25 protein-coding genes and 3 tRNA genes are annotated in these 24,693 nt (G+C 71.6%); 15 read left to right on the top strand and 13 right to left on the bottom strand.

Annotation, left to right across the window (positions count from 1 at the left end; translation table 11 throughout):
* Nucleotides 1–3: 3 nt before the first annotated feature.
* From ACN263_RS31075 to ACN263_RS31060, 4 genes are all read right to left on the bottom strand, one after another.
* Nucleotides 4–960: a carbohydrate ABC transporter permease gene (locus ACN263_RS31075; RefSeq protein ID WP_422737737.1), complete on the bottom strand. Its 957-nt coding sequence runs from the start codon at nucleotides 958–960 to the stop codon at nucleotides 4–6.
* Nucleotides 961–1,042: 82 nt separating this feature from the next.
* Nucleotides 1,043–2,422 (bottom strand): ABC transporter substrate-binding protein, encoded by a 1,380-nt coding sequence (locus tag ACN263_RS31070; protein ID WP_422737736.1) that lies wholly within the window; start codon nucleotides 2,420–2,422, stop codon nucleotides 1,043–1,045.
* A 291-nt stretch (nucleotides 2,423–2,713) separates the two neighbouring features.
* Nucleotides 2,714–3,718: a LacI family DNA-binding transcriptional regulator gene (locus tag ACN263_RS31065; protein WP_422737735.1), complete on the bottom strand. Its 1,005-nt coding sequence runs from the start codon at nucleotides 3,716–3,718 to the stop codon at nucleotides 2,714–2,716.
* 101 nt (nucleotides 3,719–3,819) lie between these two features.
* Nucleotides 3,820–5,295 carry a dihydrolipoyl dehydrogenase family protein gene (locus tag ACN263_RS31060; protein ID WP_422737734.1) on the bottom strand — a complete coding sequence of 492 codons (1,476 nt, stop codon included), beginning with the start codon at nucleotides 5,293–5,295 and terminating at the stop codon, nucleotides 3,820–3,822.
* Nucleotides 5,296–5,385: 90 nt separating this feature from the next.
* On the opposite strand from ACN263_RS31060, the gene ACN263_RS31055 reads away from it, so the two are divergent.
* Nucleotides 5,386–6,462, top strand: a complete 1,077-nt coding sequence (locus tag ACN263_RS31055; protein WP_422737733.1) for a serine hydrolase domain-containing protein — start codon at nucleotides 5,386–5,388, stop codon at nucleotides 6,460–6,462.
* Here ACN263_RS31055 and ACN263_RS31050 read toward each other — a convergent pair whose 3' ends face one another.
* Both ACN263_RS31050 and ACN263_RS31045 read right to left on the bottom strand, forming a co-directional pair.
* Nucleotides 6,463–7,788, bottom strand: coding sequence for a cryptochrome/photolyase family protein (locus ACN263_RS31050; protein WP_422737732.1), 1,326 nt, complete (start codon nucleotides 7,786–7,788; stop codon nucleotides 6,463–6,465).
* Nucleotides 7,785–8,708: a phytoene/squalene synthase family protein gene (locus ACN263_RS31045; RefSeq protein ID WP_422737731.1), complete on the bottom strand. Its 924-nt coding sequence runs from the start codon at nucleotides 8,706–8,708 to the stop codon at nucleotides 7,785–7,787. The genes ACN263_RS31050 and ACN263_RS31045 overlap by 4 nt, the downstream gene beginning before the upstream one ends.
* A 64-nt stretch (nucleotides 8,709–8,772) precedes the next feature.
* On the opposite strand from ACN263_RS31045, the gene ACN263_RS31040 reads away from it, so the two are divergent.
* From ACN263_RS31040 to ACN263_RS31000, 9 genes are all read left to right on the top strand, one after another.
* Nucleotides 8,773–9,915 carry a polyprenyl synthetase family protein gene (locus ACN263_RS31040; protein WP_422737730.1) on the top strand — a complete coding sequence of 381 codons (1,143 nt, stop codon included), beginning with the start codon at nucleotides 8,773–8,775 and terminating at the stop codon, nucleotides 9,913–9,915.
* A gap of 28 nt (nucleotides 9,916–9,943) precedes the next feature.
* Entirely contained in the window at nucleotides 9,944–11,425 is a 1,482-nt protein-coding gene (crtI, locus tag ACN263_RS31035; protein ID WP_422737729.1) for a phytoene desaturase family protein, read from the top strand.
* On the top strand, nucleotides 11,422–12,042 hold the full coding sequence (idi, locus tag ACN263_RS31030) for an isopentenyl-diphosphate Delta-isomerase (protein ID WP_422737728.1): 621 nt from the start codon (nucleotides 11,422–11,424) through the stop codon (nucleotides 12,040–12,042). The genes crtI and idi overlap by 4 nt, the downstream gene beginning before the upstream one ends.
* A complete protein-coding gene (locus ACN263_RS31025; protein ID WP_422737727.1) occupies nucleotides 12,032–12,976 on the top strand; it encodes a MerR family transcriptional regulator in 945 nt (314 codons plus the stop codon). The genes idi and ACN263_RS31025 overlap by 11 nt, the downstream gene beginning before the upstream one ends.
* 76 nt (nucleotides 12,977–13,052) lie before the next feature.
* Entirely contained in the window at nucleotides 13,053–13,859 is an 807-nt protein-coding gene (locus ACN263_RS31020; RefSeq protein ID WP_422737726.1) for a polysaccharide deacetylase family protein, read from the top strand.
* A gap of 143 nt (nucleotides 13,860–14,002) precedes the next feature.
* Nucleotides 14,003–14,075, top strand: a tRNA-Glu gene (locus tag ACN263_RS31015).
* Between the two features lie 31 nt (nucleotides 14,076–14,106).
* A tRNA-Asp gene (locus ACN263_RS31010) sits at nucleotides 14,107–14,180 on the top strand.
* 99 nt (nucleotides 14,181–14,279) lie between these two features.
* Nucleotides 14,280–14,353, top strand: a tRNA-Phe gene (locus ACN263_RS31005).
* A 384-nt stretch (nucleotides 14,354–14,737) separates the two neighbouring features.
* Complete coding sequence (locus ACN263_RS31000; protein WP_422737725.1) at nucleotides 14,738–15,259, top strand: SRPBCC family protein; 522 nt, start codon at nucleotides 14,738–14,740, stop codon at nucleotides 15,257–15,259.
* Between the two features lie 12 nt (nucleotides 15,260–15,271).
* On the opposite strand, the gene ACN263_RS30995 is transcribed toward ACN263_RS31000, so the two are convergent.
* A complete protein-coding gene (locus ACN263_RS30995) occupies nucleotides 15,272–15,976 on the bottom strand; it encodes a DUF2786 domain-containing protein (protein WP_422737724.1) in 705 nt (234 codons plus the stop codon).
* A gap of 128 nt (nucleotides 15,977–16,104) precedes the next feature.
* On the opposite strand from ACN263_RS30995, the gene ACN263_RS30990 reads away from it, so the two are divergent.
* Nucleotides 16,105–16,554 carry a hypothetical protein gene (locus ACN263_RS30990; RefSeq protein WP_422737723.1) on the top strand — a complete coding sequence of 150 codons (450 nt, stop codon included), beginning with the start codon at nucleotides 16,105–16,107 and terminating at the stop codon, nucleotides 16,552–16,554.
* A gap of 39 nt (nucleotides 16,555–16,593) precedes the next feature.
* On the opposite strand, the gene ACN263_RS30985 is transcribed toward ACN263_RS30990, so the two are convergent.
* Nucleotides 16,594–16,983 carry a hypothetical protein gene (locus ACN263_RS30985; protein ID WP_422737722.1) on the bottom strand — a complete coding sequence of 130 codons (390 nt, stop codon included), beginning with the start codon at nucleotides 16,981–16,983 and terminating at the stop codon, nucleotides 16,594–16,596.
* Nucleotides 16,984–17,138: 155 nt separating this feature from the next.
* Here ACN263_RS30985 and ACN263_RS30980 point away from each other — a divergent pair, with 155 nt between their 5' ends.
* Complete coding sequence (locus ACN263_RS30980) at nucleotides 17,139–18,482, top strand: ABC transporter substrate-binding protein (RefSeq protein WP_422737721.1); 1,344 nt, start codon at nucleotides 17,139–17,141, stop codon at nucleotides 18,480–18,482.
* Nucleotides 18,483–18,548: 66 nt separating this feature from the next.
* Here the strand turns inward: ACN263_RS30980 and ACN263_RS30975 are convergent, their stop codons facing one another.
* Both ACN263_RS30975 and ACN263_RS30970 read right to left on the bottom strand, forming a co-directional pair.
* Complete coding sequence (locus tag ACN263_RS30975; RefSeq protein ID WP_422737720.1) at nucleotides 18,549–19,292, bottom strand: enoyl-CoA hydratase/isomerase family protein; 744 nt, start codon at nucleotides 19,290–19,292, stop codon at nucleotides 18,549–18,551.
* The gene (locus tag ACN263_RS30970) at nucleotides 19,289–20,146 is read right to left on the bottom strand and encodes a 3-hydroxyacyl-CoA dehydrogenase family protein (RefSeq protein WP_422737719.1); all 858 of its coding nucleotides are present in this window, start codon (nucleotides 20,144–20,146) and stop codon (nucleotides 19,289–19,291) included. Before ACN263_RS30970 ends, ACN263_RS30975 begins: the two co-directional genes overlap by 4 nt.
* Nucleotides 20,147–20,306: 160 nt before the next feature.
* Here ACN263_RS30970 and ACN263_RS30965 point away from each other — a divergent pair, with 160 nt between their 5' ends.
* Nucleotides 20,307–20,597, top strand: coding sequence for a hypothetical protein (locus tag ACN263_RS30965; protein WP_422737718.1), 291 nt, complete (start codon nucleotides 20,307–20,309; stop codon nucleotides 20,595–20,597).
* 45 nt (nucleotides 20,598–20,642) lie between these two features.
* On the opposite strand, the gene ACN263_RS30960 is transcribed toward ACN263_RS30965, so the two are convergent.
* Nucleotides 20,643–21,422: a class I SAM-dependent methyltransferase gene (locus ACN263_RS30960; RefSeq protein WP_422737717.1), complete on the bottom strand. Its 780-nt coding sequence runs from the start codon at nucleotides 21,420–21,422 to the stop codon at nucleotides 20,643–20,645.
* A 53-nt stretch (nucleotides 21,423–21,475) separates the two neighbouring features.
* Here ACN263_RS30960 and ACN263_RS30955 point away from each other — a divergent pair, with 53 nt between their 5' ends.
* Nucleotides 21,476–21,871: a PPOX class F420-dependent oxidoreductase gene (locus tag ACN263_RS30955; protein ID WP_422737716.1), complete on the top strand. Its 396-nt coding sequence runs from the start codon at nucleotides 21,476–21,478 to the stop codon at nucleotides 21,869–21,871.
* 87 nt (nucleotides 21,872–21,958) lie between these two features.
* Here ACN263_RS30955 and ACN263_RS30950 read toward each other — a convergent pair whose 3' ends face one another.
* Nucleotides 21,959–22,168 (bottom strand): BldC family transcriptional regulator, encoded by a 210-nt coding sequence (locus tag ACN263_RS30950; protein WP_007073996.1) that lies wholly within the window; start codon nucleotides 22,166–22,168, stop codon nucleotides 21,959–21,961.
* A gap of 251 nt (nucleotides 22,169–22,419) precedes the next feature.
* Nucleotides 22,420–23,259 (bottom strand): hypothetical protein, encoded by an 840-nt coding sequence (locus tag ACN263_RS30945; protein WP_422737715.1) that lies wholly within the window; start codon nucleotides 23,257–23,259, stop codon nucleotides 22,420–22,422.
* A gap of 194 nt (nucleotides 23,260–23,453) precedes the next feature.
* Here ACN263_RS30945 and ACN263_RS30940 point away from each other — a divergent pair, with 194 nt between their 5' ends.
* Entirely contained in the window at nucleotides 23,454–24,536 is a 1,083-nt protein-coding gene (locus tag ACN263_RS30940; RefSeq protein WP_422737714.1) for a Glu/Leu/Phe/Val family dehydrogenase, read from the top strand.
* Nucleotides 24,537–24,693: the final 157 nt, after the last annotated feature.

Here is a 24,693-nt window from a genome sequence, read left to right as displayed (position 1 = left end):
GTCCTAGTCCTGTTTCGCAGTCAGCCGCACGTACACGGCGGAGAAGCCGGCCAGCACCACGAGCATCAGCACGCCCAGGGCGGCCGCGCCGTTGAGGTCGTTCTGGAAGAACCCGTGCTGGTAGATGAGGTACGCCACGGTGGTCGCGGAATCCTCCGCGCCCGCGCCGTTGGCGAGGATCAGTGGCTCGATGAAGAGCTGCATGGTGGCGACGATCTGGATCATCGCGAGGAGCGCGAGGATGAGCCGGGTCTGCGGGATCGTCACGTGCCGGATCCGCTTGAGGATCCCGGCGCCGTCGAGTTCGGCGGCCTCGTACAGCTCGCCGGGGATGTTCTGCAACGACGCCAGGTAGATCAGCACGGCGCCACCCATGTTCATCCAGGTGGAGGCGATCACCATGGCCGGCATCGTCATCTCGGGCGACTGCATCCACTGCGACGTCGGCAGGTGCAGCGCCTTGAGGATCGCGTTGAACAGGCCCGCCTCACTCGGGTCGTACGCGTAGAACTTGAACAGGTACAGGGCCGAGGCCGGCGGGAGCATCACCGGCAGGTAGACCAGGATCCGCAGGTACCCCTTGGCGTGCCGGAACTCGTTGAGCAGGATCGCCACGAAGAACGGCACCGCGTACCCGAGCACGAGCGCGAGCAGCGTGAAGTAGAAGGTGTTCTTCCACGCGGGCCAGAAGCTGGGATCGGCGAGAAGACGGGTGTAGTTGTCCCAGCCCACCCAGGTCGTCTCGCCGCGCCTGGTCCGCTGGAAGCTCATCACGACGCCACGGACCATCGGGTACCAGGAGAAGACCACGAAGCAGAGCACGGCGCCGATCAGGAAGGCGTGCCCGGTGAGGTTGTCCCGTACCTTGCGGCCGAGGCTCGTACGCTTCGGCCCTGCCGCGTACGACGGCATCGGGCGGCCCGGTCTCCCGGGGGCCTGGGGGGCGGCGGTGATCGCCACGGCACTCTCCTGCGAAGGTCGGTGAGGCGGACGGTGCGGCGCGGGGTGTGGGGGCCGGCGTGCCGACCCCCACACCCGTGGCTCAGCTCTGTGCGGCCAGGAGCTGGTTGACCTTGTCTTCGGCCGTCTTGAGCAGCGCGTCGATGTTCGCGTTCGGGTTCGTCAGCACCCCGGACATCGCGGCGTCGAGCACCGCGTAGATCGCCTGTGCGTTCCGCGGCTCACCCTTGATCGGCACCGGGGTCGCCTCGAAGAGGGCGAAGTTGGCGGTGTCGACGTTCGCGTTCGCCTTGCGCAGGTCGAGTTCCTGCTTCTGCGCGTCGCTGCCGTTGGCGAACAGCAGCGGCTGGGGCAGACCCACCGGGTAGTTCTGCGGCTTGGACCGGACGTAGTCGAACTGGCCCTTGCCCGGGGTCAGCTTCTGGTACGCGATCCACTTCAGACCGGCCTTGACCTGCTCCGGGGAGAGGCCCTTCTTGAAGAAGTAGCCCTCGCCGCCGCCGAGCGTGCCCTTCGCCGGGCCGTCCTGGCCGGGCAGCGGGGCCATCGCCCAGTCCTGGAACTTGCCCTGGAACTGGCTCACGATGGCCTGGGTGGCGTCGGGTGCGCCGATGAACATGCCGACCTTGCCCGCGCCGGCGTTGGTCAGCAGGTCACCCCACTGGAGCAGCTGGCGGGCGCCCATGCTGTTGTCGCCGTACCGCATGTCCTTGAGGTTCTGCAGGACCTGCTTGCCCTGGGCGTTGTTGAAGTCGGCCTTCTTGCCGTCGGCGGTGAGCACCTGGCCGCCCTGCGAGTAGAGCAGCGAGGTGAAGTGCCAGCCGCCGGTGTTGCCGGCGCTGTACTCCGAGTAGCCGGCGATGCCGTTGCCGAGGGCGGAGATCTTCTTGGCGGCGGCGCGGACGTCCGCCCACGTCTTCGGCGGGTTGTTCACGTCCAGGCCGGCCTGCTGGAACAGCACCTTGTTGTAGATCAGGCCCATCGAGTAGTTCTTCACCGGTACGGCGTAGAGCTTGCCGCCGTCGGTGAAGACCTCCTTGAGCGCCGGGTCGACGCTGTCCCAGGTGGGGATGGTGTCCTTGTTGGCGTACTCGGTGATGTCCATCGCCTGGCCGGAGTCGAGCACCTGCTGGACGTCGGTCATGTAGCCGTAGAACACGTCGGTCACGGTGCCACCGGCCAGCCGGGCGGTGAAGTCCGGCGGGTTGTTGCACTGCTCGCCGACGCTCACGCTCTTGACGACGATGTCCGGGTTCTCCTTCTGGAACGCGGCGACGTCGTCGTTCCAGTTCTGCAACAGCTCTTTCTGGGCGCCGACCGGCTGGCAGTCGACGGTGATGGTGACCTTGCCGCCGGCGGTCGCGTCCTTGTCGTCACTCTTCGTGGAGCAGGCGGTGAGGCTCAGCCCCAGGCCGGCCACGAGCGCCAGGGTGGCAGCCCTTCGGTATTGCGGTACGGACATCTGTCCATCCCTTCGGGAACGGGTGTCTCCGTGAGGTGCGCTGATGCGGTGATACGACCTGACGCCCTGTAGCTGCGCCGGAGCCAGGTGTGAGTGGAGTCACTGTAACGAGCACGACTCATTTCAGCAAGGTGTCGACGATGTTTTGAAAGGACGCGACATCCTGACGGCAGAGGGCGACAGGATGCGGGATTGCACCCGTTATGGGGCTACTTGGGCACCAAAAAGGCCGCCGACCGCGAGTGCGGTCGGCGGCCTTCGAGAAGGTCGATCAGTAGGCTGTGAGCAGGGTCAGCGAGCGGGCGCGGGCGCGGTGGAGCCGCGGACCACCAGTTCCGGCTCGAACAGCAGCTCGTCCTGGAGCACGCCGACCCCCTCGATCTGAGTCACCAACAGGTCCACCGCGGCCTGGCCCATCGTCTCGATCGGCTGCCGGACCGTGGTCAACGGCGGATCGGTGCAGGTCATGAACGCCGAGTCGTCGAAGCCCACCACCGAGATGTCCGTCGGCACCGCCCGGCCCAGCCGTCGGGCGGCCCGGATCGTGCCCAGCGCCAGCACGTCGCTGGCGCAGATGATGCCGGTCACGCCGCGCTCGACGAGCTTCGTCGCGGCGACCCGCGCGCCCTCCATCGAGAAGCTGGACCGCTCGACGCACTCCCGCTCGGCGGCGCCCCAGTCCGCGGCCTGGACCATCGCGTCCAGCTTGCGGCGGGACGGCACGTGCCCCTCCGGGCCGAGCACCATCCCGATCCGCTCGTGGCCGAGCGAGCGCAGATGCCCGTACGCCTGCTCCACCGCCACCGCGTCGTCGGTCGAGACCCGGGGGAAGCCCAACTCGTCCACGCCGGCGTTGACCAGCACCACCGGCAGACCCCGGTCGGTCAGCCGCCGGTAGTGGTCGTGCTTGGCGTCGGCCAGCGCGTACGAGCCGCCGGCGAAGATCACGCCGGACACCTGGTGGTCGAGGAGCATCTCGACGTAGTCCATCTCGGACACGCCACCGATGGTGCGGGCGCAGAGCGCCGGGGTGTAGCCGCGCTGGGCCAGGGTGCCGGTGACCACCTCGGCGAGCGCCGGGAAGATCGGGTTCTGCAACTCGGGCAGCACCAGCCCGACCAGCCGGGCACGCTCGCCGCGCAGCTTGGTGGGCCGCTCGTAGCCGAGCACGTCGAGCGCGGTGAGCACCGCCGTCCGGGTCGCCTCGGAGACACCGTCCCGACCGTTGAGCACCCGGCTGACGGTGGCCTCGCTGACGCCCGCCTTCTTGGCAACTTCAGTCAACCGCTTGGTCACGGCCGCAATCGTACGTCACGGAAATGAAAGAAATGAACCGGAAAACGGTCGGGTTTTGCTGTGCAACTGTCGTAGCTTGCCAGGATTCCGCCGGTTCGTCGTCAGGACAGGTTGCGCAACGCGTCCTCGATGGCCCGGTGGAAGGTCGGGTACGCGTAGATCATGTGCCGCAGTTGGCTCAGCGGCACGGCCGCGTGCACCGCCACCACGAGCGCCGACAGCACCTCGCCACCGGCCGGGCCGACCGACGTCGCGCCGATCAGCACACCCTGGTCGGCGTCCGCGACGAGCTTGATGAAGCCCTCGTCACCGACCTGGTGGATCCAGCCCCGGGTCGAGCTGCTCAGCTTGGTGAACCCGACCTGCACGTTGATGCCGCGTTCGCGGGCCTGCCGCTCGGTCAGTCCGACCGCGCCGACCTCGGGATCGGTGAAGGTCACCCGGGGCAGCGCCCGGTAGTCGGCGCGCGGGACGGTGCCGGCCGATCCGCTCGATCCGCTCGCGGCCAGCGCGCTGGAGGCGCCCATCGCGCCACCGACGACGCTGGCGGTCCCGCTGGCGTCCGGGCCGGCCGTCGCCTGCCGGTAGTGGGCGAGCAGGTCGGACACCACGATGGCCGCCTGGTACATGGCGATGTGGGTGAACGCCCCCTCGCCGGTCAGGTCGCCCACCCCCCAGATGTCCTCGGTGACGTGCATCCGGTCGTCCACCGGCAGGAAACGCTGGTTGGCGTCGACACCGACGGTGTCCAGCCCCAACTCCTCCAGGTGCGCCCGGCGGCCGGTCACCACGAGCAGTCGCTCGGCGGTGAACTCCGCTCCGCCCCCGCCGCGCAGCGTGAAACGGTCGCCGTCGTGCTCGACCCGTTCGGCGCGTACCCCGGTGTGGATCTCGACGCCGTCGGCGCGCAGCGCGGCGGCGGCCACCTCGGACGCCTCCGGTTCCTCCACGGCCAGCACCCGGTCCAACGCCTCCACCACGGTGACCCGGACGCCGAAGCGCGCGAAGACCTGCGCCAACTCCAGCCCGATCGCGCCGCCACCGAGCACCAGCAGCGACCCCGGCAGCTCCTCGACCTCGATCGCCTGATGGTTCGTCCAGTACGGCGTGTCGGCCAGGCCGTCGATCGGCGGCACCGAGGGCCGGGTGCCGGTGCCCAGGACGATGCCGTGCCGGGCCTGGAACACCTGGTCCCCGACCCGGACCCGGCCGGGGCCGTCGAGCCGGCCGCTGCCCCGGACGAACCGGCCGCCCTTGCCGGTGAACCGGTCGACCGCGACCTTGTCGTCCCAGGTGTCGGTGGCCTCCTCGCGGATCCGCCTCGCCACCGGCGCCCAGTCCGGCCGGACCTGCGCGGTGCCCGCCAGCCCGTCGACCCGACGCGCCTCGGCCAGCGCGTTCGCGGCCCTGATCATCATCTTGCTCGGGATGCAGCCCCAGTACGGGCACTCGCCGCCGACGAGGTCCCGTTCGATGCCGACGACGCTCAGGCCGGCGTCGGCGAGTCGCTCGGCCACCTCCTCGCCGCCGACCCCGAGCCCCACCACGACAACGTCAACCAGCTCCGGCTCTGCCACCCCGACAGCATCCCCCAGCGGCCCCGCCCCAGCCACCGGGGTCCGGAAAAGTCGGCGGGCTCACCGTGCCGGAGCGCCTACGGTGATCGGATGCACCCACGCTTCGCCCCCGTCCGGGACTGCTTCCACGACCTGCTGGCCGCCGGCCGGGAGACCGGCGCCGGCCTCACCATCTGGTACGACGGCCAGCCGGTGGTCGACCTGGTGGGCGGAATCCGGGTCGGCGACCGGGCGTCCGGGCAACCGTGGCGGCCGGACACCCTGGTCAACGTCTACTCGGTGGGCAAGCCGGTGGCCGCGCTGTGCCTGCTGCTGCTCGTCGAGCGGGGACGCGTCGACCTGGACTCGCCCGTCGCGCGGTACTGGCCGGAGTTCCGCACCCCGGCCACCGTGCGACACGTCCTGTCGCACACCGCCGGGCTGCCCGCGTTCCCGGTGCCCCGGTCGGCCACCGCGGTCGCGGACTGGGACCTGCTCGCCGGCGACCTGGCCGCCGCCGAGCCCGAATGGCCGCCGGGCACGCTGGCCGGCGAGCACGCCTGGACGTACGGCCACCTGGTGGGCGAGCTGGTCCGCCGGGTCGACGGCCGGAGCGTGGGCCGCTTCCTGGCCGACGAGATCGCCGGCCCGTGGCAGCTCGACCTCGGGTTCGGGCTGGCCGAGGCGGACCAGCGGCGCTGTGCGGACCTGCGCTACGGCGACCCGGAGTGGCCGGTCCGCAAGCTGGGCGACCCCGGCACGCTGCGGGCGAGAGCCCTGGGCAACCCGGCCGGTGGGCTGGACCTCACCGTGCTGAACAGCCCGCTGTGGCGGGGTGCCGAGATGCCGGCGGTGAACCTGCACGCCACCTCCGTCGGCCTGGGCCGGCTCTACACGGGTCTGCTGGCCGGCGGCGTCCTGGACGGCGTACGACTGTTCAGCCACGCCCTCCTCGACGAGGCGACCCGGGTCCAGTACGACGGGCCGGACCTGGTGCTGGACCGCCGGGCCCGATGGACGCTGGGCATGCAGTGGGAGCCGGACGGGAGCTGGGGCATGGGCGGGATCGGCGGCAGCAGCGCGTGGGCCGACCCGGTGCGCGGGTACACGCTCGCGTACGTCACCGCACACCTCGCCGAGCACGACCGGGTCGACGAGGTGGCCGAGGCGCTGCACTCCTGCCTCTGATCACCGCAACCAGACCGGATCGGTGCCCGGAACGGTGAGCGGCGGCGGGTAGTCCAGCGTGCGGCGCACGTCGTCCGGCAGCTTCCACGGCTGGTGGATGGCCTTGCCCGCCACCTGCGCCAACTCCGGCACCCAGCGGCGTACGTAGTCGCCGGCAGGGTCGTACCGCTCGGCCTGCCGGACCGGGTTGAACCCCCGGTACGGCTTGGTGTCGTTGCCGGTGCCGGCGACCCACTGCCAGTTGCCCGAGTTGTTGGCCACGTCGCCGTCCAGGAGCCAGCGGAAGAAGACCCGCACGCCGGCCCGCCAGTCCTGCCCCAGGTGCTTGGTCAGGTAGCCGGCGGTGATCAGCCGGGCCCGGTTGTGCTGCCACCCCTGGGCCCGCATCTGCCGCATGCCGGCGTCCACGATCGGCATGCCCGTCCGGCCCTCGGCCCAGGCCGCGAGGGCGTCGTCGTCGTAGCGCCACTCCTCGGTGGCACCCCGCCGGTAGGCGGCCGTCGAGATGTCCGGGAAGGCGCCGGTGACCTGGTAGTAGAAGTCGCGCCAGCAGATCTGCCGCACGAACGGCCCGGACCGGTCGCCGGCACGGTTGGCCACCGACAACGGCGACACGCACCCGAAGCGCAGGTACGGGCTGAGTCGGGAGGTGTCGTCGCCGGCCATGTCGTCGTGCTGGTCGTCGTACCGACTCAGCTCGGGCAGCCAGTCGGTGAGGCGCTGCCGGGCCACGCGTTCACCGCCGACGGCCGCCTCCGGCGACTCCCCCGCCGGCGGCGCCGGCAACCGGCCCACGCCCACCCCGTCGGGCAGGACGACCCGGCGGGGCGCGGCCAACTCCTCGCGCCACCGCGCGCCGGCCCACGCCCGGTGGTACGGGCTGAACACCCGGTAGTGGTCGCCACCTCCGCCGGGCCGCAGGTCACCCGGCTCGACGACCGTCAGCCCCGGGAAGAGCCGCAGGTGCAGCCGGTGCCGCTCGCACTCGGCGCGCAGTCGACGCTCCCGGCGACAGGCGTAGTGGCTGACGTCGGCGGAGAGGGCGACGGCGGTGGCACCGACCTTGCCGGCCAGCCGGATCGTCTCGGCCACCGGGTCGCCGCGGCGCACCACCAGGTCGCCGCCGCGCTCACGCAGCGCGTCGCGCAGGTCGGCGAGCGCCTGGTGCAGGAACCGGGTGCGGTTGGCGGACAGCCCGGCCAGGGTCGGGTCGAGCACGTACAGCGGCACCACCCGGTCGAACGCCGCGCAGGTGGTGGCCAGCGCCGGGTGGTCGTGCACCCGCAGGTCGCGGGTGAAGAGCACGACCGCGGTGCCCCCGCTCACCGGGCCGCCGGCTGGACCGTCGGCCCGGGGATGGTGACCGGGGTACCCGTCGACGTGAGCAGAGCGCGCACGGCCACCGCCATCCGTCGACGCTGCGGCACCAGGGCGCGGCGGGTGAAGACGTCGTAGTCCTGCGCGGCCACTTCGTCGAGGATGCCGCCGTAGAGCGCGTACGCCGTGCGCATGCACGCCTGTGAGGCGGGAGCGAGCATGGTGATGCCCGGCGCGGCGGCGGCGTAGTGCGCCTGGGCCCGGGTCACCTCGTACTCGATCAGCTCGCGCGTGCGGGGCGTGCCCCGTCCCCGGTCGCGGGCCTCGATCAGCTCCTCGCGGGTAACGCCGAACTTCGCCAGGTCCTCGTCGGGGAGGTAGGTGCGGCCCCGGTCGAGGTCCTCGGCGACGTCCCGGATGAAGTTGGTGAGCTGGAAGGCGAAGCCGAGTTGCCGGGCCGGCTCGCGGGCCGCCGCCGGGTCGGAACTGCCCAGGATCGGCAGCATCATGGTGCCGATCACCGCCGCCGAACCCTCCATGTAGTCGAGCAGGTGGTCGTACGTCGGGTACGAGGTGACCGTCAGGTCCATCGCCATGCTCTTGAGAAACGACGCGAAGTCGTCCCGGTCGAGATCGAAGATGGCGATCGTGTGCAGCACGGCCGGCAGCAGCGGATCGTCAACCGACGCACCGTGCAGTCCGGCCACGAACCTGCTGGCCCAGTCGTCGAGCAGGGCGGAACGCTCGGCCGGCGGAAGGTCCTCGGTGCTGTCCACGATCTCGTCGGCGTACCTGGTGAATCCGTAGAGAGCGTGCACATGTCGGCGTTTCCACGCGGGAAGCAGCCGGGTGGCGAGATAGTAGGTGCGGCCATGGCGTTTGTGCAGCTCACGGCACCGGTCATAGGCAGCGGTGAGATCGACGTCCACCGGCCCTCCTCAAATATCGACGCACCAATCGACGCAACTCGTACCCTAGGGTACGCTCGCCCACATGGCCAACGACGCAGTTGCGGGCAACGCGGTACGTGTGGCGCCGGTGGAGCCGGGCGAGCGGGACGATCCGGTCCGCGCTGTCCTGGCCGCCTACACCCAGGACCTGATCACGGCGGTCAACGAGACCCTGTCCACCTTCCTCACCGCCGAAGTCGACGCACTCACCGAGATCGACGCAGCCATGGGCGGATTCGCGTCCGCCGCGCGCTCGGCCGTGCTGTCCGGGGGGAAGCGGATCCGGTCCACGTTCGGCTACTGGGGTTGGCGCGGGGCGGTCGGTGGCGACGAACCGCTTCCCGCAGTCCTACCCGCGCTGGCCTCCCTCGAACTGCTGCACACCTTCGCGTTGGTCCACGACGACGTGATGGACGCCTCCACCACCCGTCGCGGCCGGCCCACCGCGCACGTCGCGCTCGCCGCCCAGCACGTCGCCGCCGGCCACCGGGGCGACCCCGACCGGTTCGGTGAGGCCGCCGCCGTGCTCATCGGTGACCTCTGCATGGTCTGGGCCGACAAGCTGCTCGCCCGCGCCACCATCACCCCGGCCCGACTGTTCGAGGTCCGCCGCTGCTACGACCAGATGCGGGTCGAGACGGTCGCCGGGCAGTACCTGGACGTGCTCGGCGAGAACGACCCGGACAGCTGGTCGGTCGACCGGGCGCTGCGGGTGGCCCGGTACAAGACCGCCAGCTACACCGTGCAACGACCACTGCTCTTCGGCGCGTGCCTGGCCGGGGTGACGGCCGACGCCGCGCTGGTCACCGCGTACACCCGCTACGGCCTGGCCGTCGGCGAGGCGTTCCAGCTCCGCGACGACCTGCTCGGCGTCTACGGCGATCCGGCGGCGACCGGCAAGCCGGCCGGCGACGACCTGCGCGTCGGCAAGCCCACCACGCTGCTCATGCTGGCCCGCCAACTCGCCACGCCGGGCCAGCTCCGGGCGCTGGAGCAGATCGACGACGAACCTGTGGAACGGCTCGCCGACGTGGTCGCCGAGACCGGCGCGGTGGCCCGGGTGGAGCGGATGATCGCCGAGCGGGTGGGCGAGGCCCTGGCCGCGCTCGACAGCGCGCCCGTGGACCGGACGGCGCGTACCGCGCTGACCGGGTTGGCCACCGCTGCCACCAGTCGGCGGGCTTGATGATCGAGGATCTCGAGGAGGTGGTCACGTGCGGACGGTGACGGGACGAACGGATCGGGTGGTGGTCGTGGGCGCCGGGCTGGGCGGCCTCGCCTGCGCGCTGCACCTGGCCGGCAGCGGCCGGCAGGTGACGGTGCTGGAGCGCGAGTCGGTCCCCGGCGGGCGGGCCGGGCGGCTCGCGGTCGACGGCTACGAGTTCGACACTGGCCCGACCGTGCTCACCATGCCCGACCTCATCGCCGAGGCGCTCGGAGCGGTCGGCGAGGAGCTGCGCGACTGGCTCGACCTGACTCCCCTGGACCCGGCGTATCGGGCGTACTACCCGGACGGGTCGACCCTCGACGTACGCACCGACACCACCCGGATGGCGGCCGAGATCTCCCGGGTCTGCGGTCCCCGCGAGGCCGACGGCTACCTGCGCTTCGTCGACTACGCGCGGGAGCTGTGGCGGCTGGAGCGGGCCGACTTCATCGAGCGCAACCTGGACGCGCCGACCGACCTGCTCACCGGCAACCTGCTCAAGCTGCTCACCGGTGGGGCCTTCCGCCGCCTCCAGACCAAGATCAATCAATTCTTCCGGGACCCCCGTACCCAGCGGATCTTCTCCTTCCAGGCGATGTACGCCGGGCTCGCCCCGCACGACGCGCTGGCCATCTACGCGGTCATCGCGTACCTCGACTCGGTGGCCGGGGTCTACTTCCCCCGCGGCGGCATCCACGCGGTCTCCCGGGCGATGGCCGGCGCGGCCGAGAAGCACGGCGTGCAGATCCGGTACGACACCACGGTGACCCGGGTGGAGACCGCGAACGGGCGGGCCACCGGCGTGCTGACCGCCGACGGCGAGCTGGTGCCGGCGGACGTGGTGGTGCTCAACCCGGACCTGCCGGTCGCCTACCGGGACCTGCTCCCCGCCGCGCCCGCGCGCCGCCTCACCTACTCGCCGTCCTGCGTCGTCCTGCACGTCGGCTCGCGGCAGGGCTATGCGAAGATCGCCCACCACAACATCCACTTCGGACGCGCGTGGAAGGGCACCTTCGATGAGGTCATCCGCAGGGGCGAGCTGATGACCGATCCGTCGCTGCTGGTCACCAATCCCAGTCGGACCGACCCGTCGGTGGCACCACCGGATCGGCACACCTACTACGTGCTCGCGCCCGTGCCGAACCTCGACCGGGCACCCTTCGAGTGGCGCGGCGACCTGACCCAGCGCTACGGCGACCAGCTCATCGCGACGCTCGAGGAGCGTGGCTACGTCGGGTTCGGCGCCGGGGTGGAGGTGTTGCGGGCGATCACCCCCGCCGAGTGGGCCGAACAGGGGATGGCCGCCGGCACACCGTTCGCCGCCGCGCACACCCTCTTCCAGACCGGGCCGTTCCGCCCGTCGAACCTGCACCGCCACCTGTCGAACGTCGTCTTCGTCGGCTCCGGCACGCAGCCCGGCGTGGGCGTACCGATGGTGTTGATCTCTGGCAAGCTGGCCGCCGGCCGGATCACGGGAGAGGGACGATGAGCAGCCGCGAGGACCATCTCGTCGAGCTGGTCGACGACGCCGGGCGAGCCCACGGCGACACCACCGTCGCCGCCGCTCACCAACCGCCGGGGCAACTGCACCGGGCGTTCTCGGTGCTGCTCGTCGACCCGGACGGCCAGGTGCTGCTGCAACGACGGGCCGCGGTCAAGACCCGGTTCCCGCTGCGCTGGGCGAACTCCTGCTGCGGCCACCCGCGTCCGGGTGAGTCGCTCACCGAGGCGGCCAACCGACGACTGCGCGAGGAACTGGGCACCGGTCCGGTCGAGCTGACCGAGGTGGGCGTCTACGTCTACTACGCCGAGGACCCCGCCACCGGCCGGGTCGAGTTCGAGTACGACCATGTGCTGCGCGGCGAGTTCCTACCCGCCGCGCCACTGCGCCCCGACCCGGACGAGGTGGCCGAGCTGCGCTGGGCCGACCCGGCCGCCCTGGAGACCGAACTCGACCAGGACCCCCGGTCGTACGCCCCCTGGCTGGGCGGGGTGGTGAACCGGCTGCTGCGCCCCTCGGGGTCCTCGTCGGACGCCCCCGGCTTCACCACGACCCCGCCCGGAGCGCCGGCGGACGACGCGGCGGAGCGGTCGGGTGGCCGATGAGGCGTTGAGCGCGGGCGCCGTCGCGCGCCGGCTGGGGGTCGCGGTCACCACCCTGCGCACCTGGCACCAGCGCTACGGGCTCGGGCCCAGCGAGCACGTACCCGGCCATCACCGTCGGTACACGCCGGCCGACCTGGCCCGCCTCGAAACCATGCGGCGGTTGACCGCCGAGGGCGTCAGCCCGGCCGAAGCGGCCCGGTGGGCCCGGCAGACGCCGGACCGTACCCTTCTGGACGCCGCCACCCGGGGCCGGATCCGACCGGCGAGCCGCGACGGGGGCGGCGCCATCGGGGTGGGCCGTGCCGGCCCGGCGGCCCGGGGCCTGGCCCGCGCCGCCATGCGCCTGGACGCGGCGGCGATCAACGAGACGATCGCGCACACGATCGCCGCCAGCGGGATCATCGCCACCTGGGAGACCCTGCTGCGGCCCGTGCTCGCCGGCATCGGTGAGCGGCACGTCGCCACCTCCGGCCTCATCGAGGTGGAACACCTGGTCTCCCGGTGCGTGTCGGAGGCGTTCGCCGCGGCCAGCCGGGCCAACCCGCCCGCCGGGCCGGCCCGGATCCTGCTCTCCTGCGCCGACGAGGAGCAGCACACCCTCCCCCTGGAAGCACTGGCCGCCGCGCTCGCCGAGGCCGGGGTGGGCTACCGGATGCTGGGCGCCCGGGTGCCGGTGGCCGCCCTCGTCGAGGCGGTCAACCGGACCGGACCGGCCGCCGTGGTGCTCTGGTCACACACCCGGGCCACCGCCGACCCGGCCCAGCTCAGCGCGCTGCTCGCCGCACCCCGCCGCCCGCTGCTGATCCTCGCCGCCGGCCCGGGCTGGCGGGCCGACGGGTTACCCGCCGGCGTGGTCCGCCCGGTCGACCTGGCCGAAGCGGTCTCGCTGGCGGTGGCGGTCCGCGACTCGCTGGACCAGTCGCGGGAGGCCTGACCGACCTGTCGGCTCCCTGGTCGCTTCCACTACCGTCGGAGTGGTCCGCCCACCCCGACCCTCCGGGAGCGAACAGATGCAAGCCCGCGCCGCCCTGGCGTCCGTCCTCGCCGTGGTGCTGGTCTTGTCCGGTTGCGCTCAGCCAGACACTGCCATCCACGTCGCCGGGCCACCGCAGCCCGTCGAGTCGTCCGCCGTACCCACGCCGAAGCCCACCCCTTCGCCGAGCGCCACCCACGCCAAGCCCACCAAGCCGCCGCTGCGACCGCTGCCGGCGAAGCTCCCGGCCGGGCTGCGGCGCAACACCGGCGTACGACCCGTGGCGCTGACCTTCGACGACGGTCCCAGCCCGGCCTGGACACCGAAGGTGCTCAACCAACTGAAGGCGGCCCATGTGACGGCCACCTTCTGCGTGGTGGGCCAGGAAGCCCAGCGACACCCGGAGCTGATCCGACGGATCGTCCGGGAGGGCCACCAACTGTGCAACCACAGTTGGCGACACGACCTCGACCTCGCCCGCCGGCCGGTCGCCGACATCAAGGCCGACCTGGCCCGCACCAACAAGGCCATCCAGACGGCCGCCCCGGGCACACCGGTCCCCTTCTACCGCCAGCCCGGTGGCCGGTGGACGCCGGAAGTCCTCACCGTGGCCAAGGAGCTCGGCATGCGTCCGCTGCACTGGGCCGTCGACCCGCAGGACTGGGACAAGCCGACCGCCGCCACGATCGCCAAGCGGGTCCACAACGCGGCACGTCCCGGTTCCATCGTGCTGCTGCACGACGGAGGCGGAAACCGGGCCGCGACGCTCGCCGCCTGCCCCCACCTGATCGCCGACCTGAAGCACCGCTACGGCATCACCCGACTCAAGGCAGATGGGCTCTGACCTGCGGTTATGCGCTCCACGACGGCCCCGGCCATACCGGTTTTGTCGACCGGCCAGGCATCACGTATGCTTTCCAAGCCTCCGGCGGGGCCGGATGGGAGCAAGTCCGCTTGAAGTTGCGAATGTGCAATGATGGCGGGGCCGCCCTCATCGTCTAGCGGCCCAGGACGCCGCCCTTTCAAGGCGGTAGCACGGGTTCGAATCCCGTTGGGGGCACGACCGGCGCAAGTCGGAGCAACACAAGCTAGGTCCTGTGGAGCAGTTGGAGTGCTCGCCGCCCTGTCAAGGCGGAGGTCGCGGGTTCAAGTCCCGTCAGGACCGCAGCGCTGACGCCGCGCATCGCGCGGCGTTCTGCGTATCGGAGCGTGTGATCCTGTGAGCAGTTCAATCTGCTGACGGGTAGCATGAGCCGAGCAACGCGGCCAGGTAGCTCAGTTGGTACGAGCGTCCGACTGAAAATCGGAAGGTCGGCGGTTCGACCCCGCCCCTGGCCACATAGCCTTTCGCCGGGCTACAGAGGTCCCCACCAGCGAATACGCAGGTGGGGATCTTGCTTTTTTGTGCCCTGAGCGCCCTGCCTACCCCTTGATCGACTCGCTTTCGGCGAAGTCGGGGTATCGCAGCGACCGGGATACCGCGATGTCGCCGAAGTCGAGTCGATCAACCGGGTCGGACGCGGTCCGGCCTTCGTTGCTGCGCGTCCTCGCTCATGCTCTCCCGCTCCGCCCGTCGCGCCGACCCGGTCGTTCGGACCGTCCGGCGCGGTTACCCGCTTTCCGGCGGGGCATCCCGTCCGTGACGGCTCGGCAACCCACTGTCTGGAACAGGGCACCGCGCGAAGCTGCACACCCGGGCATCAGCCGGTATGGTCCGGGCCTATGGGACAGGGGATGGCTGATCCGGCCGACATCCGGCAGGACCTGGAGCGGTTCTCCTTACGGTGCAGCCTCCTCGTCCCCGGTTCCGCCGAGCGGGCGTTCGCCGTGTTCACCGATGAGCTGACCGAGTGGTGGGTCACCGAGTACACCTGGTCCGGGCCGGAGGCTCTCGCCGAGCTGGGCATGGAGCCGCAGGCCGGCGGCATGCTCTACGAGATCGGCCCGTACGGCTTCCGTGCCGACTGGGGTCGGGTGCTCACCTGGGATCCGCCGCGACGGCTGGTCTTCGCCTGGCAAATCGGGCCGGACCGGGTACCGGTGCCGGACCCGGCGAAGGCGAGCGAGGTCGAGGTCCTGTTCCTGGCCGACGGGCCGGAGCGGACCCGGGTGGAGCTGGAGCACCGGCACTTCGACCGGCACGGTGAGGCGGCCGAGGGCTATCGCAAGGCGCTCACCGCGGGCTGGCACGAGTTGCTGACCCGCTATCTCGCCGCGGTGTCCCGCGGCCAGCAGACCGCCTGACCAGGGCGCGTGTCAGCGGCCGAGTTGTCGGCCGACCCGGCCGGTGTCGAGGTTCCGGCCGCCCAGGTGCGCGCGACTGCCCGCCTCGGCGCCGGAGCCGAAGCCCGTGCCACCGAGCCGACGGGCCGGGGCGGTACGCAGTCGCGGGTACTCCTCGGTGAGCCGCCGCTGCACCCGATCGGAGCGGTCGGCCAGGACCAACGCCATCGACGGGGCCCCCGACTCGCTGGCCGCCGCCGACTCGGCCGCCCAGAGTCGCCCACCGATCACCTCCGCGAAGCCGGCGAGCCAGGACCGCCGGAAGGCGGCCGGATGGTCGTCCGCCGGCACCGCCGTGGCAGCCAGGCCGTGTGCGGCCTGCACGAGCAGTGAGGTGAAGAGCAGGTCCACGCGTTCGAGGTCGCTGGCGAAGCCGAACAGGTGGGCGACGAACCCGTTGCCCTGCTTGCGCCGGACGCAGCGGCAGCGCAGTGGCTCGGCGACCGCCGCGAGCAGGCCGACCTTGTCCCGCGCGTACGGGGCGACGATGTCGAGCACGCGGTCGCCGACCGGGTCGGTGGCGGGGTCGCGGACCGCGAGCAGCGCCCGGTCGACGCCGTAGCGGGCGATCAGCTCGGTCGCCTTGGCGGTGAACGCCGCCGACTCGGCGGGTGTGCAGGCCGGGTCCTCGGCCTGGGCGAGCAGCTTGCGCACCTTGCTGAGCATGGCCTCGGACATGCCCCAGAGCTATCACACCCGACCGACGATCCGGGATCACGCCGCCATTGATCGATCAGTATCATCGTCACGGTCAGCTCGTCCGTCCAATACGGACAGTCAGTTAACTGTTTCCGGAGGCCGCCTGCATGTCATCCCCGACCGCTCGCCTGCTCGCCGTCGCCACCGCCGCCGCGCTGCTCGCCACCGGCGCGCCCGCCCGGGCCGCCACGGCCACCCCGGGCACCGGCTCCACCGACTTCACCTCGGGGCCGAACCTCTTCGCCCCGCTCGCCACCTGCTACGGCGGCGCGGTCCGCTCGTTCTTTCAGACCGGCGGGTACGGCGGCCAGGCCGGCCCGTACCGCACCACGACCCGGTGCCGTGACATCAACGTCCGCAACGCCAGCGCGTACGCCACCGAAGCCTGCGTGATCTTCATCGACAAGACCAGCAAGTGCAACTACTGGACCTACCTGCCGGCCAACTCCGGCTGGACCGTCGTCGCGACGAACGTCAAGGACGGGGTCAACTTCCGGGTCCGCTTCGAGAACCTGCGCTACGAGTACGAGCCGCTGGTCGCGTACCACGCCTTCTGAACGGCCCCGGGGACGCGGCGCCCGACGCGGGTGCCGCGTTCACTCGGCGCGGCTGCGCAGGGTGGCGATCGTCGAACCGGCCAGCGTGCGCAGGCAGTCGGCGAGCAGCCCGTCGGCCGCCGCCGCGCCGAACAGTGCCTCGCCGGTCGGTACGTCCCGGTTGGCGTAGGCGCTCACGAAGCGGGCCACCCAGCGGGTGTCGTAGTCCGCCTGCTCGATGCCCGGGAAGTCGAGCGCGCATCCGGTGCTCGTCGGCGCGTCACCGACCATCGTCGCGGCGAGGCACCAGGCGACCCCGTACGCCCCGGACAGGCCGTCCCGGTCGACGACGGCGTCGAACGCACCCGTCACGGCGTCGGAGTCCCCGGACAGCGCCGAACGGAGTACGGCGGTCGCGTCGTCGAACGTCTGCTGTGGTAGGTCCGTCACCCAGCGCACAGTAGGAGGAGGGGTCAAGCCCTCACACTTCCGTCACTCTGCGTATTCAACGTGAGCTACCTACGCATTGCGCCACCTCCACGGCACCGCGACCGGCCCCGGCACGCTAATGTGCGCAGCGGACCTTCGCCGGAGGAAGGACGACCATGCTCGTATCACGCCGCTCGCGGGTGGCCACACTGGCCGCCTGCGCGACGATCCTGCTCGCCACGAGCGCTTGCGGGGATGACAAGGCCGAGGAGGGGAGCGCCCAACAGGTGCGCCTCTACGGCACGGACGGCAACATGCTGAACTCCTACCCAGCGGAGTTGAAGGAGCGTGCCGACCTCGTCGACGGAATGAAGGGGACCACGCCGCTCACACCGCTGCCCGATGACTTCAAGAGCCGGCTACGGTCCGTCAATCCGGCGCTGACGGACTACCTCTACTCGGCCGAGACGTACGACGCGGTGGTCATCGGTGTGCTCGCCGCGCAACTGGCCGGCAGCACCGACCCGGCCGCCATCGCCAAGCAGATCGTCGGCGTGACCAACAACGGTCAGCGCTGCGAGGACCCGGCCAGCTGTCTCACGCTGGCCCGGGCCGGGCAGGACATCGAGTACCGCAGCGTCTCGCTGACCCGCGCCGGCTTCACCGACAAGGGCGAGCCGGCCACCGCGAGCTACGCCACGCTGACCTTCGACGGCCAGCAGCTCAACGACGGCAAGACCGAGTTCGTCGGCGCGGGCGCCGAGTCGGCGGCGAGCACCAAGACCCCGCCGAAGGGCAAGAAGCCACGCGCCGGTGACGCCGACGACCAGAAGCCGCTGATCGTGGGCGGTCTGCTGCCGAAGACCGGTGATCTGGCGATCGCGTACCCGCCGATGGCGGCCGGCGCGGCACTGGCCATCCGGGAGATCAACGCCGCTGGCGGCGTGCTGGGCAAGCCGGTGACGTGGAAGGACGGCGACGACGGCACCAGCCCGGCGGTGGCCAAGGCGACAGTCGCCAAGCACGTGGCGGACGGGGTCAGCATCATCATCGGCGCGGGCGCCTCGGGCATCTCCCGGGAGGTGCTGCCGGACGTGGTCAAGGCCGGAAAGATCCTCTTCTCGCCGTCGAACACCGACGCCAGCCTGACCGACGTCGAGGACAAGGGCCTCTACTTCCGTACCGCCCCGCCGGACAGCCTCCAGGGCCGGGCACTGGCCGACGTGGTCCTCCGCGACGGGTCGCAGAAGATCGTCATCGTCGCCCGCAAGGACTCCTACGGTGAGGGTCTGCAGGCCACCGTCCGGGACGAACTGGAGAAGGCCGGCATCCCCGGTGACCGGCTCAAGCTGCTCACGTACGACCCGCCGGCCGACGCCAAGGCGGCGCCGGTGGACTTCTCCGGCGGCGCGAAGGAGATCAAGGAGTTCGGCGCCGACGCCGTGCTGATCATCGGCTTCGGTGAGTCGGCCCAGGTGATCCGGGCGCTCGCCGACTCCGGGGTGCAGATCCGGCACTGAGCGTCATCCGCGGACCTCGACGGCCGCACCGGCTCCGCAGCCGGTGCGGCCGTTTCCGTCGCCGCGTCAGCGGGCCCGGCGGCGGTCCAGGAACTCGGTCATCCGGCGGTGCTTCTCCTCGTCCTCGAAGAGCACCGCCTGACTCACCAGGTCGAGCTGCGGGTGCGCGGCGGCCGGCGCGTCGACGGCCAGCTTGGTGAGCCGCAATGCCAGAGGCGAGGCCTGGGCCATCTCGTCCAACAGCCCGTGCGCCGTCGTCAGCAGCTCGCCGGGCTCGTCCACCACCCGGTTCACCAGGCCGATCCGCAGGGCCTCCGCGGCGTCCACCCGACGGCCGGTGAACAGCAACTCCTTGGCCCGCCCCTCGCCGACGAGGGCCGGCAGCCGGTGGGTCGCGCCGGCGCCGGCCAGGATGCCCAACCGCACCTCCGGCTGACCGAAGACCGCCCGGGCCGTACACACCCGAAGATCGCAGGCGTACGCCAGTTCCGCGCCGCCGCCCAGCGCCGGCCCGTCGACGGCGGCCACGCTCGGCATGGGCAGTGCCCTGATCCGCGCGAAGGCGGCCGAGTTGATCGCGGCCAGGGCGTCCGTGCGGCCCCGCTCGCGGAGCTGACCGATGTCGGCGCCGCCGGCGAAGATGCCCTCCGCGCCGCCGGTCAGGAGCAGCAGCCGGGGGCGGGCCTCCAACTCGGCGCAGACCTCGTGCAGTTCGCCGATCAGGTCGGCGTCGATGGCGTTGCGCTTCTCCGGCCGGGCCAGCGTCACCACGAGCCGGTCCGACCGCTCCTCGATCCGCAGACCACTCATTGCTTGACACCGCCTTCCCAGCGGTAGAAGCCGTGCCCGGACTTCTTGCCCAGCCGCCCGGCGGCCACCATCTCCACCAGCAGCTCCGGTGGCGCGAAGCGGTCCCCGTACGCGGCCTGGAGGGTACGGGCGATGTCGAGGCGCACGTCCAGGCCGACCAGGTCGGTCAGTTCCAGGGGCCCGATGGGGTGCCGGTAGCCGAGCACCATCGCCTTGTCGATGTCGGCCGGGCTGGCCACCTCGTCGGCGACCATCCGGATCGCCTCCAGCCCGAGGGTGACCCCGAGGCGGGAGGTCGCGAAGCCGGGCATGTCGCGTACGACGACGGGGTCCTTGCCCAACCGACCGGCGAGCGCGACGGCCGCGGTGGTGGTCTCCTCGGCGGTGGCCGGGCCGACCACGATCTCCAGCAGGGGCATCGCCCAGACGGGGTTGAAGAAGTGCAGGCCGAGGAAGCGCTCCGGGGCGGCCAGCCCGGCGGCCAGCTCGCCGATGGCGATGCTTGACGTGTTGCTGCCGAGCAGGGCCGGCTCCAGGGCGGCGGCGTCGCGCAGCACCGCCCGCTTCAGGTCCAGCCGCTCCGGCACCGCCTCCACGACCACCTGCGGCGCGGCGGCGACCTCGGCGAGACTCGGCCGCAGGAGCACCCGCTCCCGGTTCGCGGCGGCCTGGTCGGCGGTCAGCTTGCCGCGCTGCACCGCGCGCTCCCACAGGTCGGCGAGCCGGGTCAGCGCGGTCGCGCCCCGGTCCGCGTCCACCTCGACCAGTTCGACGGCGTGGCCGGCGCCGGCCGCCACGTACGCGATGCCGAGCCCCATCGTGCCCGCACCGACGACCACGAAACGATCGTTCATCACGCCTCCCTGTCCGCCCCGGCGACGCGCGGGATCTCCGCCACGCCAGCCACGCTCACTCATGGTGCGACCCTAGACAGCGCCCGAGCCGGCCGATGCGTGGGGGAGCGCGGGATCGGGTACGTACGGCCCGTCAACCAAAGGGAAGGACCGCATCGAGATGAGCCAGGCACCGGAGAGCGTCACCGCCGACTCCGAGACCGTTGAGACCCGGGGCGACGAGCGGGTCGACCTGCTGCGCGCCGACACCAACAACGACGGCAAGACCGACGTGTGGGTGGTGGACACCGACGGCGACGGCAAGGCCGACCTGTTCCAGTTCGACACTGATGGTGACGGCAAGGTGGACATCACCATGGTCGACATCGACGAGGACGGCACCCCCGACGAGGTCGTCGACGGCGACGGCGGCCTCCCGCCCGAGCCGCTGCCCCCGACCGTTCAGGTCTGAGCCGTACGACGGCTCCTGCACCAGACACGGCGCAGGAGCCGTCGCTCAGCCGGCGAGCCGCAGGGTGGCCAGGTAGTAGGGGGCGTCCCGGTCGTCCACATCGGTCAACCGCCACCCGCTGCCGTGTACCAACTCGGCGAACTCGTCCGGCGAGCAGACCAGGTAGTCGAACCATTCGGTGCCCAGTTCCCGGTAGCGCAGCCGGAGCCGGAGCTGGCCACCGAACCGCCCCCGACGCCGGTTGCGCTCGTGGTAGCCGGTGTGCACCGGGTCGCGGGTGCCGTACGGGTTGGTGCCGTGCGCGATGATCTGGGCACCCGGTCGGGCCAGCGCGGCGAGTGCGTCGAGGAACACCGGAGCCCGCTCGCGCCCCTCGAACAGCCCGAGGTTGTTACCGAGCAGCAGGAACGTGTCGTACCGCCGGCCGTCGGCCACGTGCGTGTCCACCGTGCCGTGCACCAGCCGTCGTACGCCCCGACGCCGGCTCACGTCCAACGCGCCCGCCGAGGTGTCGAGCCCGGTGACGGGTACCCCGCGCTCCTGGAGCAGCAGCGCGATCCGGCCCGCCCCGGTACCGACATCCAGGGTCTCGCCCCGGGCCCGGTCGACGGCCCGGTGGTCGTACGGCTGCCAGTCGGCCGGCCCGTCGAGGTAGTGCGCCGCCGGAGCGCCGTTGATCAGGCCGTCGTCCCGTTCGATGATCTCGATGACCGGCCGGGGCAGCCGACCCCCGACCATCGGCCGGGGGCCGACCCCGGTCGCCACGGCGAGCGCGTCCCGCAGCAGCTCGCCGACCACGTCACCGATTGCAGGCTCGCCCGTCACGGCGTTCACGCTATCTGGCCGCTCAGCGGCCCGCAGCGGCCTATCCTGTCGGCGTGACCACCCTGGACCGGCTGTCGGCCGAGAAGTACCTCCTGCTCACGACCTTCCGCAAGGACGGCCGGGCGGTGCCGACCCCGGTGTGGGCGGTCCGCGACGGGGACGCGTTGGCGGTGTGGACCCGGGCCGACTCGGGGAAGGTCAAGCGGATCCGCCACAACGGCGAGGTGACCGTGGCGCCCTGCGACGTACGGGGCCGCCCGCACGGTGCGGAGGTGCCCGCCCACGCGACCCTCTACGGAGGGCGCGACACGGGCCGGGTCCGCGACCTGCTCAAGCACAAGTACCGCCTGATCGGTCGGCTCAGCCTGCTGGGCAGCCGGTTGCGGCGCGGCGAGGGCGGCACGATCGGCATCCGGGTGACCTTGACCGGCCCCGACGACGCGGACTGACGCGCGGAAACCGAGGGCGGCCCGAAGCAGACAGGAAAAGGGGCGGTGGATCGAGATCCACCGCCCCTTTTCGGAAAGCTCTATCGGTCAGTCGCCCTGCCGCTGCTGCGGGATCTGGCCCTGTAGCAGCGCCCTGACCTCCGACTCGCGGTATCGACGGTGGCCACCCAGGGTGCGGATGGCGCTGAGCTTGCCGGCCTTCGCCCACCGGGTCACCGTCTTCGGGTCGACACGGAACATCGACGCCACCTCGGCCGGTGTGAGCAGCGGCTCTGGTTCGTGCGTTCGCGATGCCATCGGTCACTCCTCCACATGTATAGACATCGGCCGGGGTCCCGCCGGCCGACGCGTCTCCCATGGTCCGGCTAGTCCCCGATGTCCGACATGGGCCGAACGGATGAAGGTCCCTAGACGGACGGATGAACCATGCCCGATTTTTACGACTTTTACACGGCAGAAAGTACCTTATTCGGACTCATGATCACGGTTCGTGATGCGTCAACTACGAGACACCCTCGCCTTGGGAGCGCTCCTAGGGGCGATTTGCCTTAGTTGCACCGCTCCAGGAGCTGCACGGCGCGCCAGCGGGCCACCAACTTGTCGTACGCGGCCGACGCCTCGTCCGCCTCCCCCCGGGACAGGCCGGCGAGACCACCGGCGACCAGCTCGGGCGAGTCGTCCGCGGCGAGGGTCTCGTCGGAGAGCAGGTCGACCAGGCCGCCGTAGTCCAGCTCCACCACCGAGCGCGGGTGGAACTCCTCCAGCCAGCGGGCCGCCTCCTGGACCGCCTCGGTGATCGGCGCCTCGCCCACCGACTTGCGCAGCACCGACAACGCCCGGGACGAACGGCGACGGGCCTTGGAGATCTCCGTCCGGTAGCGCAGCGCCCGCCGGCCGGGCTGGGTGACGTGGTCCCGCTCCGCCGGGTCGAAGAGCACGAACCACCGCAGGGGTACGCCCCAGGTGGCGATCTGCTCGTGCACCCGGGGCACCCCGTGCTCCAACACCCGCGCGCCGCTGCGCCAGTCGTCGACGACCGCCCGGGCCTGCCCGGCGAGCACCGGCGGCACGAAGGCGTCGGCGAGCACCGGGGGCACCCCGTCCCGGGCGTTGAGCGCCGCCTCAGCGACCCGGATGCGCAGGTTCCAGGGGCAGACCAGCAGGCTCTCATCCGTCTCCAGGACGTACGCCTCCTCGGGCAGGTCGGGCAGCCGGGTCCAGCCCGCGCCCAGTGCCTCGATCACCGCCGTCCGTTGCCGGCCGGGTCCCTCGACCGGGGCGACCGCCCGTCCCTCCGAGACGTAGCGACGCCAGTAACTCTGCCGGTCCCGGTCGAAGGCGGTCAGCGGCTCGTACACGCGCAGGTAAGAAGCGAAGAGCGACGGCACCGCGCGATCCTCCCACGAACCGCATCCCCGCGCGGCCAGCGGCCGGACCGTGCGCGCCGCACCGTGGGACGGCGGCGGCGCGTCGGGCATCCGCAGGGCGGCCGATACTAGGCTCGATCACACCGGCAGCATCCCCGCCGGGGTCCACCAGGTCCGCGTCCCACAAGGAACGCACACCACCGTAGGAGCCAGTCATGGGCGTATTCGCGAGCACCGACGACCCGGTATCAACCGGCCACGAGCAGGTCGTCTTCTGCCAGGACAAGCAGAGCGGCCTCAAGGCGATCATCGGGATCTACTCCACCGCGCTGGGGCCCGCGCTCGGCGGCACCCGCTTCTACCCGTACGCCAGCGAGGACGACGCCCTCGCCGACGTGCTCGACCTGTCCCGGGGGATGGCGTACAAGAACGCGCTCGCCGGCCTGGACCTGGGCGGCGGCAAGGCCGTCATCTGGGGTGACCCGGAGCAGATCAAGAGCGAGGCGCTGCTGCGCGCGTACGGCCGGTTCGTGGAGTCGCTGGCCGGCCGCTACTACACCGCCTGCGACGTCGGCACCTACGTACCCGACATGGACGTCATCGCCCGGGAGACCCGCTACGTGACCGGCCGCAGCGTGGAGCACGGGGGTGCCGGCGACTCGTCGATCCTGACCGCCTGGGGCGTCTTCCAGGGCATGCGGGCGGCCGCCGAGCACGTCTGGGGCACGCCGAGCCTGAGCGGCCGTCGGGTCGGCGTCGCGGGCCTGGGCAAGGTCGGCAAGTACCTGACCGGGCACCTGCTGGAGGACGGCGCCGAGGTGGTCGCCACCGACGTCAACCCGAAGGCCCTGGCCTGGGTACGCACCAACCACCCGCAGGTCACCCTGGTGGACGACGCCAGCGCGCTGACCGCGGCGGACATCGACGTGTACGCCCCCTGCGCGCTGGGCGGCGCGCTGAACGACGACACCGTTCCGGCACTGCGCGCCAAGGTGGTGGCCGGCGCGGCGAACAACCAGCTCGCGCACCCCGGGATCGAGAAGCTGCTGGCCGACCGGGGCATCCTCTACGCGCCGGACTACGTGGTCAACGCCGGCGGCGTGATCCAGGTGGCCGACGAGATCGAGGGCTTCAACTTCGACCGGGCGAAGCTGCGGGCCACCCGGATCTACGACACCACCCGGGAGATCCTGCGCCTGGCGGACGCCGAGGGCGTGCCGCCCGCGGTCGCCGCGGACCGGCTCGCCGAGCGGCGGATGGCCGAGGTCGGCCGGCTGCGCACGATCCACCTGCGCTGACCCACCCCGGAGGCGGATCGACCGGGATCCGCCTCCGGGCCTCCCGTACCGGCGTGACTCGGTAAGCTGAGCCCCGGGTCACGTTTGGCGTGTTTTGCCCGGTGTCACGGGTGCTCTCCGTTCCGCTCCTTACCAGGTACACTGGGTGACGGCCGGA

The sequence above is a fragment of the Micromonospora sp. WMMD729 genome, from assembly GCF_049315225.1.
In the GTDB taxonomy this organism is placed as follows: Bacteria; Actinomycetota; Actinomycetes; order Mycobacteriales; family Micromonosporaceae; genus Micromonospora.
This window is presented reverse-complemented; position numbering and strand designations above follow the sequence as displayed.